This window comes from Pelagerythrobacter marinus, from assembly GCF_009827515.1.
Classification (GTDB): Bacteria; Pseudomonadota; Alphaproteobacteria; order Sphingomonadales; family Sphingomonadaceae; genus Pelagerythrobacter; species Pelagerythrobacter marinus.
Genome location: NZ_WTYO01000001.1, coordinates 44,513 through 59,365 on the forward strand (window position 1 = coordinate 44,513; position 14,853 = coordinate 59,365).

14 protein-coding genes and 1 tRNA gene are annotated in these 14,853 nt (G+C 70.8%); 6 read left to right on the plus strand and 9 right to left on the minus strand.

Annotation, left to right across the window (positions count from 1 at the left end; translation table 11 throughout):
* The first annotated feature begins 92 nt into the window (after nucleotides 1–92).
* The 3 genes from GRI72_RS00205 to GRI72_RS00215 all read left to right on the plus strand — a co-directional run bounded on the left by GRI72_RS00205 (nucleotide 93) and on the right by GRI72_RS00215 (nucleotide 4,433).
* Complete coding sequence (locus GRI72_RS00205; RefSeq protein WP_160731942.1) at nucleotides 93–2,516, plus strand: PAS domain-containing protein; 2,424 nt, start codon at nucleotides 93–95, stop codon at nucleotides 2,514–2,516.
* A gap of 100 nt (nucleotides 2,517–2,616) precedes the next feature.
* Nucleotides 2,617–2,937, plus strand: a complete 321-nt coding sequence (locus GRI72_RS00210) for a hypothetical protein (protein WP_160731943.1) — start codon at nucleotides 2,617–2,619, stop codon at nucleotides 2,935–2,937.
* The gene (locus tag GRI72_RS00215; protein ID WP_160731944.1) at nucleotides 2,934–4,433 is read left to right on the plus strand and encodes a methyl-accepting chemotaxis protein; all 1,500 of its coding nucleotides are present in this window, start codon (nucleotides 2,934–2,936) and stop codon (nucleotides 4,431–4,433) included. Before GRI72_RS00210 ends, GRI72_RS00215 begins: the two co-directional genes overlap by 4 nt.
* 40 nt (nucleotides 4,434–4,473) lie before the next feature.
* Here GRI72_RS00215 and GRI72_RS00220 read toward each other — a convergent pair.
* Nucleotides 4,474–4,565, minus strand: a tRNA-Ser gene (locus GRI72_RS00220).
* Between the two features lie 229 nt (nucleotides 4,566–4,794).
* Here GRI72_RS00220 and GRI72_RS00225 point away from each other — a divergent pair.
* Both GRI72_RS00225 and GRI72_RS00230 read left to right on the plus strand, forming a co-directional pair.
* A complete protein-coding gene (locus tag GRI72_RS00225; protein ID WP_160731945.1) occupies nucleotides 4,795–5,646 on the plus strand; it encodes a DUF1134 domain-containing protein in 852 nt (283 codons plus the stop codon).
* Nucleotides 5,647–5,736: 90 nt separating this feature from the next.
* Complete coding sequence (locus GRI72_RS00230) at nucleotides 5,737–6,912, plus strand: amino acid aminotransferase (RefSeq protein WP_160731946.1); 1,176 nt, start codon at nucleotides 5,737–5,739, stop codon at nucleotides 6,910–6,912.
* Between the two features lie 80 nt (nucleotides 6,913–6,992).
* Here the strand turns inward: GRI72_RS00230 and GRI72_RS00235 are convergent, their stop codons facing one another.
* The 8 genes from GRI72_RS00235 to GRI72_RS00270 all read right to left on the minus strand — a co-directional run bounded on the left by GRI72_RS00235 (nucleotide 6,993) and on the right by GRI72_RS00270 (nucleotide 14,092).
* Nucleotides 6,993–7,478, minus strand: a complete 486-nt coding sequence (locus GRI72_RS00235; RefSeq protein ID WP_160731947.1) for a hypothetical protein — start codon at nucleotides 7,476–7,478, stop codon at nucleotides 6,993–6,995.
* Nucleotides 7,479–7,615: 137 nt separating this feature from the next.
* A complete protein-coding gene (locus GRI72_RS00240; protein WP_160731948.1) occupies nucleotides 7,616–9,985 on the minus strand; it encodes a TonB-dependent receptor domain-containing protein in 2,370 nt (789 codons plus the stop codon).
* Between the two features lie 209 nt (nucleotides 9,986–10,194).
* A complete protein-coding gene (locus GRI72_RS00245) occupies nucleotides 10,195–10,812 on the minus strand; it encodes a riboflavin synthase (protein WP_160731949.1) in 618 nt (205 codons plus the stop codon).
* A gap of 5 nt (nucleotides 10,813–10,817) precedes the next feature.
* A complete protein-coding gene (gene ribD / locus GRI72_RS00250; RefSeq protein ID WP_337191096.1) occupies nucleotides 10,818–11,825 on the minus strand; it encodes a bifunctional diaminohydroxyphosphoribosylaminopyrimidine deaminase/5-amino-6-(5-phosphoribosylamino)uracil reductase RibD in 1,008 nt (335 codons plus the stop codon).
* A 7-nt stretch (nucleotides 11,826–11,832) separates the two neighbouring features.
* Nucleotides 11,833–12,282: a hypothetical protein gene (locus tag GRI72_RS00255; protein WP_160731950.1), complete on the minus strand. Its 450-nt coding sequence runs from the start codon at nucleotides 12,280–12,282 to the stop codon at nucleotides 11,833–11,835.
* Nucleotides 12,283–12,345: 63 nt separating this feature from the next.
* Nucleotides 12,346–13,071, minus strand: coding sequence for a YgjP-like metallopeptidase domain-containing protein (locus tag GRI72_RS00260; RefSeq protein WP_160731951.1), 726 nt, complete (start codon nucleotides 13,069–13,071; stop codon nucleotides 12,346–12,348).
* Complete coding sequence (locus GRI72_RS00265) at nucleotides 13,068–13,511, minus strand: YcgN family cysteine cluster protein (protein ID WP_160731952.1); 444 nt, start codon at nucleotides 13,509–13,511, stop codon at nucleotides 13,068–13,070. Before GRI72_RS00265 ends, GRI72_RS00260 begins: the two co-directional genes overlap by 4 nt.
* Complete coding sequence (locus tag GRI72_RS00270; RefSeq protein WP_237486627.1) at nucleotides 13,499–14,092, minus strand: SCO family protein; 594 nt, start codon at nucleotides 14,090–14,092, stop codon at nucleotides 13,499–13,501. The genes GRI72_RS00265 and GRI72_RS00270 overlap by 13 nt, the downstream gene beginning before the upstream one ends.
* A gap of 136 nt (nucleotides 14,093–14,228) precedes the next feature.
* Between GRI72_RS00270 and GRI72_RS00275 the strand changes: the two genes are divergently transcribed.
* Nucleotides 14,229–14,846: an ankyrin repeat domain-containing protein gene (locus GRI72_RS00275; protein ID WP_237486629.1), complete on the plus strand. Its 618-nt coding sequence runs from the start codon at nucleotides 14,229–14,231 to the stop codon at nucleotides 14,844–14,846.
* Nucleotides 14,847–14,853: the final 7 nt, after the last annotated feature.

Genomic DNA, 14,853 nt, shown 5'->3' on the forward strand with positions numbered 1-14,853 from the left:
CGCGACGTGCAGTGTATAACGCGCGAGGGGCGGGATTGTGCCCGGATCGGCTTTCTTGCATACCCGTCGGGCAGCCCCCGTCGCACGACACGTTGAGCAGGGTTATCATCGCTATGGACGTTCTCTCGGTCCTGCTGGGCCTCGTTCTGGGGATGGTCGTCATGGGTGCGGTGGCGGCCGTCTGGCTGCGTTCGCGCGCCGCTGCGGACCGGGCGCGGGAGGACGCGCCGCCTTCCGCCGTCGCCTCGGCCATGCCGAGCCCCGCGGTCGAAGACGGGATCTTCGCCGGCCTGGCCGATGCCGTGCCCGACATGGTCGTCGTCGTCGGCCCCGACCGGGTCCGCCGCTATATCAGCCCCGCGTGCCAGTGGCTTCTTGGGTATCGGCCGGAGGAGATGATCGGCCAGTCGCCGATCAACGGCATCCATCCCGACGATCGCGCCGCGACGATGGAAGCAAGCGAGAAGCTGCTCCAGGGCAAAGTGCCGAGCGTGCTTTCGACTTATCGCCATCGCCATGCCGACGGGCACTACGTCTGGCTGGAAGCGAACTTCACCGCCCGCCACACGGACGCGGGCGAACTGCGCGATTTCGTCGGCGTCGTGCGCGACATCGGCGCGCGGCGGCGCGACAAGCTGCGCGATACGGAGCGCAACGCCCAGCTGCGCGAGAACAACCGGCTGCTGCAGATGGCGGAGAAGATCGCCAATATCGGCCACTGGCGCGTCGACGTGCAGGAAGGGACGCTGATCTGGTCGGACCAGGTCTATCGCATCCATGGAATGCCCGACGATTTCGTCCCTAACGTCGAGCAGGGGATCGACTTCTATCACGAAGAAGACCGGCCGATGGTGACCGAGATGGTCGAGAAGGCCTTTGCCGAAGGGAAGGATTTCCAGTTCCGCGCGCGCATCGTGCGTCCCGATGGGGAGATCCGCCACGTGGCCAGCGTCGGCCATGCCGAAACCTCGCCCACGGGCGAAGTCATCACCGTCTTCGGCGTGTTCAAGGACATTACCCAGACCGTGATGGCGGAGGAACGCCTGCGCCGGTCGCGCGACGAGGCGGAGCGTGCATCGCAGGCCAAGGCGCACTTCCTCGCCAACATGAGCCACGAGATCCGCACCCCGATGAACGGGGTGATCGGCTTTGCCGATCTCCTGCTCGAAAGCGACCTCGCCGACGAGCACCGCGAATATGTCCGCATGATCTCGGATTCGGGCAAGGCGATGCTGCGCCTGCTCAACGAATTGCTCGACCTTTCCAAGATCGAGGCGGGGCGGATGCAGCTGTCGCGCGAATCGGTCGATTTCGGGCACCTCGTGCGCAGCAGCGTGCGCCTGTTCGAACCCAATGCCCGGGCCAAGGGCCTGGCGCTCGAAACCGACATCGCGCCCGACCTGCCCGAAGGGGTGGGCGACAAGCTGCGCGTGCGGCAGATCATTCTCAACCTCGTCGGCAACGCGATCAAGTTCACCGAAAGCGGGTCGGTCCGGATCGAGGCGTGCGAGGAAGACGGCGTGGTCGTCATCCGGGTGATCGACACCGGGCCGGGGATCGCGCAGGATAAGCTGGCCTATATCTTCGAGGAGTTCACGCAGCTCGATGGACAGGCGCCGGGCACGGCGGCCGGCACCGGAACCGGGCTGGGCCTCGCCATCGCGCGCCAGCTGGCCGAGCTGATGGACGGTGAACTGGTCGCCCGCAGCGCGCTCGGCCGCGGCTCGACGTTCGAACTGCGCCTTCCGCTCGTCAGGTGCGACGCGGGCGTCGCGCCCGAGCCGGCGGCGAAGGACGCGGCCTCCTTCCGGCGGACGCTGGCCGGCCGCCGGGTGCTTCTGGCCGAAGACGCGGAGATCAACCGCAAGCTGGTGATCGCCATGCTCGCGCGCCTCGGCGTCGCGGTCGAGGTTGCCGAGGACGGGAAGGAGGCGGTCGAGCAGGTCGAGGGGGCGAAGGCCCGCGGGCAGCTGTTCGATGCGGTGCTGATGGACATGCAGATGCCCGGGATGGACGGGCTCGAGGCGACGCGCCTGCTGCGCGCGCGCGGCGTCTCAGGGGAGGAACTGCCGATCATCGCGATCACCGCCAATGCCTATGCCGACGACGTGGAACAGTGCCTCGAGGCCGGGATGCAGGACCACCTGGCCAAGCCGATCTCGATCGAGCGGCTCGGCCGGTCGCTCGAAAAATGGCTGGTGCGCGACGACGGCGCGTCCGCGCCCGGCGAGAATGGCGAAGGGCAGGACATCGACGATGCCCGCCGGATGTACGAGCGGCGCAAGGCGGACTTGCGGGCCTTGGTCGAATCGCTCGACGAAGGGCGCCTGGCCGATAGCGAGCAGGGCCGCGAACTGCGCGAGCAGCTGCATGTCATGGCCGGGGTGGCGGCCCATTTCGGAGACGGCGAACTGGGCGATCTCGCCCGGCGGATCGATCGCAACCTCAAGGACGGGACCGACCGCGAAAGGCTGGCGCGGGACCTCGCCGACCTGCGCGGCCGGCTAGCGCGCTAGGCGCGCCCGCGTCCGCGGCGGTCCGCGCCGGGACGAAAGATGCGCCCGCGGCGCGGCCAGAGTTAACCGCGGTTAAACCATATCGCCGCAAGGGGCGGGCATGATCCGATCGCGCCCTCTTCCTGCCGGTGCCGTGCCGCGCATCCTTTCTGTCGTGACGATGCCGGTGTGGATCCCGGTCGTCGTTCTCGCGGTGATCCTCGCCCCGCCCGCCGAAGGGGAGATGCTGCTCGTTCCCCTGACCGAGGAGGGCTCGCGCTCGCTGGTCGCGGCGCTCGGCGATCGCTCGACCCGCCTGATCGCCGCCGGGCCGATTCCCGGCTCGCTCGTGCTGCGCGGTCCGCGCGGCTCGATCTGGGACCGCGTGGGCGGCAAGGGCGTGCTCGTCCTCGGCGTCCCGGACATGGGGTGTTCGGCATGAGCGCGGTGGTGACGGAGGAGCTGCGCACGCTGCGCGAACGCGGGGTGCGGTGGCTGACGCTGGCCGGGTGGGCGGCGAGCTTCGCGTTCCTGCTCGTGGCGCTGTGGTCGGGCGACTATGCATGGCAGGCGCTGCTGGCGAGCGCTCTCGTCAACGTACCGACCAGCATCCTCGCGCTGCAGCGCCGCTCCGACGCCGTGGCCCGGCTCGCGGTGGGCCTGATGGCCGCTTCGCAACCGGCCCTGCTGCTCTACGCCACGCGCGGGTCGGAATGGCAGATCGACATGCACATGTACTTCTTCGTCGCGCTGGCGAGCCTGACCGTGCTGTGCGACTTGCGGCCGATCATGGCCGCCGCGGCGGCGATCGCGCTGCATCACCTCCTCCTGGCGATGATCGCGCCCGCCTGGGTCTTTTCCGGCGGGGGCGGCATTCCGCGCGTGCTCGTCCACGCGCTCGCGGTCGTCCTCCAGGCCGCCATCCTCGGCGCGATCGCGCGCAGCCTGACCCGCACGCTCGTGCAGTCGGCGCTCGCGCGCGGGAAGGCGCAGGAAGCGCTGGAGGCGAGCCGCAGCGAACGCGCGCGGCGCGAGGCGCTCGAACGCGCGCAGGCGGAAGGGCGGCGCGCGGAACTGGCCGAGATCGGGCAGGCGTTCGAGGATACCGTCTCGCGCGTGACGGCGGCGGTGGCGACGACCGCCGGCGTGCTCGACGAGACGACGAAGGAACTGGACCGGGTCGCGCGCGACACCGGCAGCGGCGCCGACGGGGCGGCGCAGGCGGCCGCGGCGGCCTCCAGGGCGGTGGCCTTCGTCGCCGACCACATCGCGGACCTTTCGTCCTCGATCGCCAGCATCGCGGTCACCGCCTCGCAGCAGGACACCCTCGCCAACGAGGCGCAGGGGCAGTCGCAGTCCGGCGGGCACTCGGTCACCCGGCTCGCCGAGTACTCTGCCGATATCGGCGACGTCACCCGCGCGATCACCGAAGTTGCCGACCAGACCAACATGCTGGCCCTGAACGCCACGATCGAGGCCGTGCGCGGCGGCGAGAGCGGGCGCGGGTTCGCCGTCGTGGCGCAGGAAGTGAAGACCCTGGCGCGCCAGGCGGCGGACGCGACCGGCGAGATCGAGGCCCTGCTCAACCGTCTCCGCGACGGGTCGCACGACGCGGCAAGCCACTTCTCGCAGATCAGCCTCTCGGTGCGCGAACTGGCCGCCGCCGCGACCGCGATCAGCCACGACGTCGACCGGCAGCGGGTGCTTTCGGCCGATATCGAGGTCAACGCCCGCCAGGCGGCGGCGGAGACCGGGCAGATGGCGGCGCGAAGCGACGAGCTGGCCCGCAGCGCCCGGCTGACGGAGCGGCTTTCGACCGATCTCAAGTCGGCCTCCGCCACGCTGGTCCGCAATGTCGGCGAGCTCGACCGGTCGGCGAGGGACTTCCTCCAGCGCCTCGACCGCGCAGCGAGCGACCACCGCCCGGCAAGCGCCTGAAGCGACGGGAGCCGCGACGAGGGGGGAAGGGCCGGCCCGGTGGCGGAGACGGAGGGATTCGAACCCTCGATACCCGTTACCAGGTATGGCTCCTTAGCAGGGAGCTGGTTTCAGCCACTCACCCACGTCTCCGCATGCCCGGGGGCCGTGCGAGGGGCGCGCTATAACGGCCCGGGCCTGCCCCTGCAAGCCGCCTGTCGCGGCGCGTGGCCGCGGGGCGTGCGAAGGCCCGTTCCGACTCGTTTCGCCGTGTTTTCGATTCGCTTCGTCGCCGGTTCATTGCCGCTTCAGCCGCGAAGGATTCTGTTCGCGCGTGGACAGGTCCGCGTCGCGGGCCCGCATTTCGAGCCAGGAGGGGCCCATGCAGATCATCGCCACAATCCGCGGCACGTTCGCGGCGCTGGCCGGGGCCGCCGCACTTGCCGCGGCGCCGCTCGGCGCGCAGACGATCGAGACGTTCGATCCCGATACCGCCATCGACGGGGACCTGATGGAACGGCCCGGCGACCAGCCGGTCTATGCCGAACCGCAGCCCACGCCCGATACGGCCGCGACCGGGCCCGGCGACGACGCGGTTACCTATTCGCCGACCCCGCCGGCCGATGCGCCGGTGGCCCCGGCATGGTCGGACCCGTCGGCCGCCACCGCCCCCGCCGCCGCAACGGCCCCGGGCATCGGCCCTGTGTCCCCGGCGGCCCGGGCCGGAAGCCCGCATGTCGCCGCCGCCAGCGACACCTACAAGGAAGACGACCTGATCGGCGCGGCCGAAGGGGTCTTCGGCAAGGGGGCCGAGGGCGTGGCGCGGATGATCGAGGACCTGCTGGAGAAGCAGGGCGAACCCAATGCCTATATCGTCGGGCGCGAGGCCGGCGGAGCCTTCGTGGTCGGCGCGCGCTACGGCTCGGGCACGCTCTACCACAAGGTCGAGGGCCAGCGCCCGGTCTACTGGACCGGCCCGTCGATCGGGTTCGACGTGGGCGCCAACGCGGGCAATACCTTCGTCCTCGTCTACAACCTCTACGACAGCGAGGAGCTCTACGAACGCTACCCCGCGGGCGAGGGGCAGGCCTACGTCGTCGGCGGCCTCACCGCCTCCTACCTGCGCAAGGGCGACGTCGTGCTGATCCCGATCCGCGTCGGCGCCGGGCTGCGGCTGGGGGTCAACGCCGGGTACATGAAGTTCTCCAAGAAGCAGCGCTGGTTGCCCTTCTAGGCGCGCGATTAGAAAATCTGCGCCGTTCCCCCGGGGCCGTAGCGGGATTTCCTGTTGCGGCCCCGCGCGCGTCTGGGCATGGCGCTGGCCATGCTCGACAGACTCGAACCCCAATCGCCCGACGCGCTGCTCGCGCTGATCAAGCTCTATGCCGACGACGAGCGGAGCGACAAGATCGACCTCGGCGTGGGCGTCTATCGCACCGGGCAGGGCGACACCCCGGTCTTCGCCGCGATCAAGCAGGCCGAGGCGCGCCTGGTCGAGGAGCAGGATTCGAAGTCCTACCTCGGCCCCGAAGGCGACATGGGCTTCGTCCACGCGCTGATGCCCTATGCCTTCGGCAAGGATGCGGCGATGGGCGGCCGCCTGGCCGGGATGCAGACCCCGGGCGGCACCGGCGGCGTGCGGCTGGCCGTGGCGCTGGCGCGCCGCGCGGGCGTGGGCCGGGTCCACCTGGGCACGCCCTCGTGGCCCAACCACGCGCAGATCCTGGCCGACGTCGGGGTCGAGACCGCGACGTTCCCCCATGCCCGGGCCGACGGCACGGCCGATGCCGACGCCCTGCTGGCGGTGATCCGCGGGGCGAAGGCGGGCGATGCCGTGCTGGTCCACGGCTGCTGCCACAATCCGACCGGGATCGACTATTCGCCCGAGGAATGGGACGCGATCGCCAAGGCGTTCGCCGAGGGCGCGGCGCTGCCGATCCTCGATCTCGCCTACCAGGGGCTGGGGCAGGGGATCGAGGAAGACGCCTATGGCCTGCGCCGGGTGCTCGCCGCCGTGCCCGAGGCGCTGGTCGCCTATAGCTGCGACAAGAACTTCGGCATGTACCGCGACCGGGTCGGCGCGCTTTACGTCCTCGCCGCCGATGCGGGGCAGCTCCCGGCGATCCAGTCGAACCTCAACGCGCTCGCGCGCGCTTCGTGGTCGATGCCGCCCGATCATGGCGGCGCTGCGGTGCGCGTGGTCCTGCGCGACGACGGGCTGACCCGGCTGTGGCTGGACGAGCTGGAAACGATGCGCGCGCGGATGCGCGAAGTGCGCGAATCGCTCGCCGCCGCCGGCACCGCCGGTTCGGTGGACCTCGCCCCGCTGGCGCACCAGAACGGCCTGTTCTCCACCCTCCCGGTGACGAAGGAGCAGGTCGAGCGGCTGCGGAAAGAGCACGCGATCTACATGGCCGGATCGGGCCGGATCAACGTCGCCGGCCTGCACCAGGGCAATATCGACAAGTTCGTGAAGGCCCTGGCCGACGTGACCGGCTGACGCGGCGGCGCGCGCCGCCCGCCGGCCGTTACGCTCGACGCGGCACTTGAACGCGTGACCTTTCGCGCGCGGGCGGGCCGTCACGACGGTTCGGCCCGCGCCCGATCGAGCCGGGCGAGCAGCCGCAAAAGCGCGGTATTGTCGGGTTTCCGCATCACCCCGACGAACCGCCCGCGATAGATCCGCACTTGCCACAGGCCGGTGCCGACGCGCCAGCCGAGTTCTTCGTTCGTGACCTTTCGCGGCCTCTTTCCGGGCGCCGCGGGCGGGTGTGACTTTCCGCGCGCCTGCGCCCCCGCCGGCCTGCCCAGCGCCGCATCCCACGCGCGGGCAAAGCTTTCGGCACAGGGCCGCTCGCGCAGTCGATAGGCGGTTTCGCGCGCCATCGAAACGCGCCGGGCCGCCTCGGTAACCGAGCGGGTTTCCGCCAGGAATCCGATGAAACGCGCCTGCCGCTCGGGCGTCCAGCCATCGGCGCGCTGGCGCGTGGGCACCGCGTGGAACAGCGGAATGCGCCCGCGCGGGCGAACCCAGCGGCGCGGCGGGGAAGGGAAATAACGCTTCATCCCGCAGGATAAGGCACAGGCGCCCGCCTGTAGGAAAGTGTTTTCGCGCCTCGACCGCAACCTCGACCGCGAGGCAGGGCGCGACACCGATGGCGGCGGACGACGCGGCCCCCTGCCGCGCCGCCCACCGTCAGCCATCAGAAGCTGTGCCGCAGCCCCAGCACGACGCTGCGCCCGCGCAGCGGCGACTGGTCCTTGACGAACGAGGTGTGCACGTAGGCAAGCTGGTTCGTCAGGTTGGTGCCGCGGGCATAGACTTCCAGATCGCCGCCGCCCGGAATTTCGAAGCGATAGGCGAACGTGGCGTTGAGCATGCCGTAGCCATCGGTCGGCGTTTCGTAGAGCGCGACCTTGTCCTGCGCGAACGTGTGGTAATACTCGATATCGGCGCTGAGCGGGCCGCCCGCGAGGTCGAGCCGCGCGCCCAGCCGGCCCGGGGGGATGCGGGGCAGGTTGTCGCCCGACGCGTCGAGATCGACGTCCACTTCCTCGCTCGTCAGGTCGGTGCCGACATAGTCGCCGAACACGGTGACGCGCACTTCGGGCGAGAAGGCATAGCTGACCTGCCCGTCGATCCCGGTGAAGCTGGCATCGGACGCGGTGTAGAGCAGGTAGTGGTGCGGGACGCCGGTTTCGGTCTCGGTCTCCACCAGCCGGGCGAAGATGTAATCGTCCACGTCCTGGTGGAACAGGCCCACTTCGAATTCCAGCGGGCCGCCCGCCTTGCGGAAGGTGAGGTTGACCGTCTTCGCGGTTTCCATGACGTCGGTGCGCGATTCGGGGAAATACATCGACGCGCGCGAACTTTGCGCCAGGCCCACCTCGTAGCTGTTGGTCGCGAGGTTGTTGCCATAGGCATAGAGCTCGCGGACATTGGGCGCGCGTTCGGTGCGGGCCAGCGACAGCGCCGCGGAATAGCCGTTCGCGATGTTCCACGTCGCCCCGATCGAGGCCGAGAACGGGTTGTGCTGCGAATCCGGGCTGTCCTCGTGATAGGCCTCGATCCGGCGTTCGCGCATGACGTTTTTCCAGTCGGGCCCGTAAAGGGGCTCGAAAATGCGGTCAAAGATCGCTTCACGCTCCGGGTCGACCCAGAAGTAAAGTTCCGGCGTCGGAAGCGTTATCTCGCGCCAGTCCTTGCGCGCTGCCAGTTCGATGTCGACCGGGCCGAAGGATCGCCTTTCGACAAGAAACAGTCCGATATTCTCGGTGACGTATTCGAACGGTGGCAGAAAGCCGATTGCCAGGGCGTCGTCGGGCCCCGGTCCGACCTGGTGAAGGTCGCTGACGTTGAGACCGGAGAAAGTTCCGTCGGTATATTGCAGGCCCAGCGTGCCGGTGAAACCGAACAGTGGCTTGTGCGTCAGCTCGATCCGGCCATCCCAGACCTCGTTCGTGTAGCGGCTGAACAGAGCAGGCCCGTCGATCTCCGAATGGACATAATCGGTGTAGGAACCGCGCAGGCGGATATTGGCGATGCCGGGCAGCAGGTCGGCGAAATCGCCGCGCAGGTCCACGCGCTCGCTTTTCAGGTCGATATAGGCGGTGTGGTCGTCGGGCGAGCCGAACGGATCGCCGTAGCCGCCGTGCGCGGCGCAGTGCAGGTCGCGGCCGTGGGTATGGCACACGCCGTTCAGATGGCTGTGTCCCGGCAGGCCGTATTCGGCCTCGTTGCGGGTGTAGGACGCACCGATATAGCCGCTGTCGGTGATCCACGAGGCACCGAAGGCATAGCTCGAACTTTCGCCGAAGGAATCGCGCAGCCTGTCGGTTCCGAAGGCGTCGGGCACCTCGTAGTTCTCGCGGTCGGAATAGGAGCCTTCGGCGTGGAAGGCGATCGGGCCGATGGCCGCCGTGACGCGCCCGGCGGTGGTCATTTCCTGGTCGCCGGTGCCGTAACGCAATTCGTACGCGCCGTCGACGCCGCCTTCGGGCAGGGCCTTGGGCACTTTGCCGTCGATCAGGTTGATCGCGCCGTTGACTGCGCCGCCGCCGTAACGGATCGCGGCGGGGCCGCGCTGGATCTCGATCGCGTCGAGCAGCAGGGGATCGGTCACGATCGCATGGTCGGGGGAGACGGAGGCGACGTCGAACAGGTCGGCCCCGTCGGTCAGAATCGCGATCCGCGGCATCGTCTGCCCGCGAATGACGGGGCGCGAGGCGCCGGCGCCGAAATTGTCCATGTGCACGCCCGGCAACCCGTCCAGCGTTTCGCCCAGCGTGCCGCGCCGGCGGTGGGCCAGTTCGTCGCCCGACAGGACCTGGACCGGCAGCGGCTGGGTCGCCTGGTCGCTGCCCAGCGAACGGCCAGTGACGACGATATCGGCGCGCGCGGTGCGGGCCTCGGCGGTTCCGGTGGCCGTTTCTTCAGCCGTTTCTTCAGCCGTATCCGCGTCCGCATCTTCGGTCGTGTCCGCGGCCAGGGCGCTCGCCGGGGCAAGCAGCGCGATCGCGGCGGCCGTGGCCAGCCAGCGCCCGCGTGCGGGGGAGGAAATCGGGAATGTCATGCTGTCGGTAACCCCTTGTCCGTTGGAAGGCCGCGCGGCGAACGCGCGTTGCGGCCTGCGCGGGCCCGATAGGAAATGATATACTGTATCGTCAAGCGAAGTCGGTCCGGGGGGCGACGCGACCGGACGCGACCCCGCGAGGCCGCGCCCGCGGCCGGTGCGGAGGGGGCGGGTGCGGGGAAGCCGGGTTCGGAGAAGTTCGTGGCGCGCTAGCGCTGGAGGCTCTGCATCCGCTTGAGATAGCGCGCGAGCACGTCGATCTCGAGGTTGACCTGGTCCCCTTCGGCAAGCGCGCCGAGCGTGGTCACTTCGGCCGTGTGCGGAATCACGTTGAGCAGGAAATCGCAGGCCCCGTCGTCGCGGTCGCGCACGTCATTGACGGTCAGCGAGACGCCGTCGACGGTGATCGATCCCTTGGGCGCGACGAAGGGCGCGAAGGCGGCGCTGGTGCGGATCGCGATCAGCGTCGATCCGCCTTCGGGGCGGGCGAGCCGGACTTCGCCGACGGTGTCGACGTGTCCGGTGACGATGTGGCCGCCCAGCTCGTCACCCAGCCGCAGCGCGGTTTCCAGGTTGAGGCGGCGGCCCTTGCTCCACATGCCGCGCACCGTGCGCGAGACGGTTTCGCCCGAAACGTCCACCGCGAACCAGGCCTTGCCCGGCTCGCCCCCGCGCTCGACAACCGTCAGGCAGACGCCCGAACAGGCGATCGATGCCCCGATCGCGATCTGCGCCGGGTCGTAGGGGCAGGCCACTTTCAGCCGCAGGTCGCCGCCCTCGCGGACATCCTCGATCGTGCCGATGGCGCTGACTATACCGGTGAACATTGTCGCTAATCCCCGTCTTGCGGCTGGCCTTGCCCTTGCCGCCGATAGGCTTCGAACGTGTCGCTGCCAAGCTGCCGGCGTTCGGCGAGGCGCCAGCGGCCGTGCGCGGCGGCGAGCGAGGAGAGGCCGATGTCGCCGATCGCCCCCGCGCCCCCGCCGATGACGATCGGTGCGCGGTAGAGCTCGATCCGGTCGACCAGGTCGGCGGCGAGGAAGGCCGCCGCGGCCCCGGCCCCGCCTTCGACGTAGAGGTACTGCACCGCCTCCAGCCCCGCGATCGCCGCGGGCGCGGGCAGGGTCTCGACCCCCGGCGCGGCGATACTGCGCGAGAGGACGAGGCGGCGCGGGCTGCGCGCTTCCAGCCCCGGCAGGCGCACGTCGAGCCGCGGGGCGTCGGCGCGCCAGGTCCCGCCGCCGACCAGGATCGCGTCGGCCATCGCGCGGCGCGAATGGACATGGGCGCGCGCGGCCGGCCCGGTGATCCAGCGGCTCTCCCCGCCGGCGGTGGCGATCGCCCCGTCGAGCGAGGTGGCGAGCTTGAGGGTGACGTGCGGGCGGCCGCGCTCGGCCTGCACGAGATAGCCGGCGAGGCTCGCGCGCGAGGCCGGGCAATCGTGCAGGGCGACCGCGATCCCGGCCGCGCCGAGCCGCTCGATCCCGCGCCCGCGCGTGCGCTCGTCCGGGTCGCGCTGGCCCACCACGACCCGCGCGGGCCGCGCCTCGACCAGCAGGTCCGAACAGGCCGGACCGCGCCCGGCGCGATGGGCACAGGGTTCCAGCGTGACATAGACGCTCGCCCCGCGCGCGGCCTCGCCCGCCTCGGCCAGCGCCACCGCCTCGGCATGGGGGCGGCCGCCGGCGCGGGTCCAGCCGCGCCCGACGACGATCCCGTCGCGCACGACCAGGCACCCGACTGCCGGGTTGGGCCGGCTCAGCGGGCGGCCGCGCGCGGCCAGCCGGGCGGCCGCCGCCAGCCAGCGGGCGTCGTCCGCCCGCACGGCCCGCTCGGGCACGCCGGCCTTATTCGGCGCGTTCGGCAATCGAATCGCCGGCCATCGCCGCGCGGCGGGCGGCCTCGGCCGCTTCCTCGCGCGCGCGTTCCTCGGCGGCCTCGCGCTCGATCCGCTCGACGTCCATCCCCGCCGCGCGGCCGAACGTGCGGTAGATCTCGCGCCGCAGCTCCTCGCGCTCGGCCCGCTCGGCCGCCAGCGCCTCCTGCCGTTCCTGGTTGGCGCGGTTGGAGGCGGCGATCTCCTCGTCGGTGCGCCCCGGCGCGAAAGTGGTGATGTACGTGACCTCGGGCCGTTCGGGCGGCAGGTAGTACCGTTCCTGCATCACCCAGAACAGCAGGCTGCCGGTCATCAGCATCGACAGGCCGAGGATCGGCCAGCGATAGGGCTGCGGACGGCGAATATAGGCCCAGAAGTCGCCGACGCCTTCGGCGGGATTGAGGCGGCTGATAAGTCGCATGGCGCCAAGATAGGCGTTCGCCGGCCCGAGTGCCAGTGCCGCGATCGCGCGCGCCGCGATCGGTCAGCCGAACGGGGCGTAGAGCGTGCGGCCGCGGTCCTTCAGCCAGCGGTCGGCGGCGGCGAGATCGCCGTCGTAGATCCGTTCGAGCGCCGCCTTGAACGCCGGCCCGTGGTCGAAATGGAGCAAGTGGGCGACTTCGTGCGCGACGACCGAGCGGCGCACCGCGTCGGGCGCCATGACCAGCCGCCAGTTGATCCGCACCGTCCCGTCGCTGGCGCAGCTGCCCCAGCGACGCCGCGCGCGCGACAGGCGCAGCGCGGGCCGCGGCAGACCGGCGGCGGCGGCAAAATCGGCCAGGTCCGCCGCCATCAGGCGCAGGCCTTCTCCCTCCAGCCAGCGGGCGAGGCGCGCGGCGAGGTGCCGCTGCGGCCCGCCGACGGCGATCGTCTCGTCGACGAGATGCGGCCCGCGCGGGCCCTCGGCCGACCAGGCGATCGCCAGCGCCCGCCCGCGGTAGGGCAGGCGGCCGCCGGGGCGCGGCGGATCGGGGGCGGGGACCTTGGCCAGTTGCGCCGCCAGCCATTCGGCGCGCGAGCGGGCGAAAGCCAGCGCCTCGGCCGTCCGGCCCCAGCGCGGCAGGGTGACGCGCACCGCGTCGCCCGCGGGCGCGAGGCGCAGCGTCATGCGCCGGGCGCGCGGGTGGCGCACGACGATCACCGGCAGGCGCCGCTGGCCCAGCGCGATCTCGGGCGCCTCGCGCGGTTCGCGGCGGAGCCAGTCGATCACGGCGCGTCCCAGTCCACGATATGGTGTTCGAGCGGCCCGGCCTCGCGCTCGCTGATGACCCGCCCGGCGACCGAGGCCCCGGCGCGGTGCACCGCCTCGCGGTCGCCGGTCAGCAGGTGGTGCCATTCGGGCAGCGGCCGGCCCGCCGCCCGGCGGCGGTAGGCGCAGGTTTCGGGCAGCCATTCGACCTCGTCCACGATCTTCAGCGTCAGGCGCAGGCAATCGGGCACGTAGGCCTTGCGATGGCGATAGTCGCTGCAGCGCGCGGTATCGGTGTCGAGCAGCTTGCAGGCGACATTGGTATCGGCGATCTCGCCGCTGTCGGCATCCTCGATCTTGTGCAGGCAGCAGCGGCCGCAGCCGTCGCACAGGCTTTCCCACTCCTCGCGCGAGAGATCCGCCAGTGGCAGTTCCCAGAAACGGTCCCTCAGCGCACCCACCGGTCCAGTTCCGCGGCAATCGCATCCGCGCCTTCCGATGTCGGCAGGATCGCCACCGGCGCGCCGTCGGGGGCGAAGAGATAGGCGATGTTCGAATGATTCATGTCGTAGGCGCCGCCTTCGCCTTCGCGCCCGCGCGAGAAATAGACGCCGAAGGCCTTGGCGGTCTGCGCGATCTCGTCCTCGCTGCCGGTCAGCGCGACCAGCCGCGGGTGGAAGTTGGAAGCGAACTGGGCCAGCGTGTCGGGCGTGTCGCGCGCCGGGTCGATCGTGATGAAGATCGGCTGGACCCCGGCCCCGCGCTGCGGGTTGGCGTCTTCGAACTGCATCAGCCCCTGCGACAGGCGCTGGACATCGGTGGGGCAGATGTCGGGGCAGTAGGTATAGCCGAAATAGACGATCCGCCACTGCCCGTCGTAATCCGCCCAGCGATGGACCGCGCCGTCCTGTCCGGTGAGCGCGAAAGGCCCGCCGATCGCCGCGCCGTGGAGCGGGGCCGATTCGAGCGTGGGCTGGCTGTCGCAGGCGGTCAGCGCGAGCGCCCCGGCAAGGGCGAGGGCCGCGCGGCGGAGGGAGGGCATGATGGGGAGAGGCATGGCGCGCCGCTTCATGCTCTGCTAATCGCCGTTCGGCAAGGGGGCGCCATGCCCCCGGATCGCGGCCCCGCCCAGACGTGGCGGCCCGCACGGACGAAACGCGATGAAAGGTAGGACAGGCATGGCCCGCGCCCTCTTGCGCAAGGCGATCGCGACCACCGGCCTCGCGGCCGCGCTCTTCACGGCGCCCGCCGCGGCCCAGATGATGTCGGAAGGCTACGAGTTCCTGAAGGCCGTGCGCGACCGCGACGGGACCGCGGTGACCGAGGCGCTGAGCCAGCCCGGATCGGTCGTCGTCAACGCGCGCGACATCACCAGCGGCGAAAGCGCGCTGCATATCGTGACCGAGCGGCGCGACGCGGTGTGGATCCGGTTCCTGACGCAGAAAGGCGCCAATCCGAACGTGCGCGACAAGCGCGGCAACAGCCCGCTCTCGCTCGCGGTCAGTCTCGGTTTCGTCGAAGGGGCGAAGGAACTGATCGAGGCCGGCGCGCGGGTCGACGAGACCAACGCCACCGGCGAGACGCCGCTGATCGTGGCGATCCACCGGCGCGACACGGCGATGGTCGAAACCCTGCTGGAAAACGGCGCGAGCCCCGATCGGACCGACAATTCCGGCCGCTCCGCGCGAGACTATGCCGCGATGCCCGGCACCGACCCGCGGATCGCGAAGGCGATCGCCGATGCCGATGCCCGTCGCGGCGACGACGGCGGTGCCACCTACGGGCCGCGGTTCTGAGGCGCGC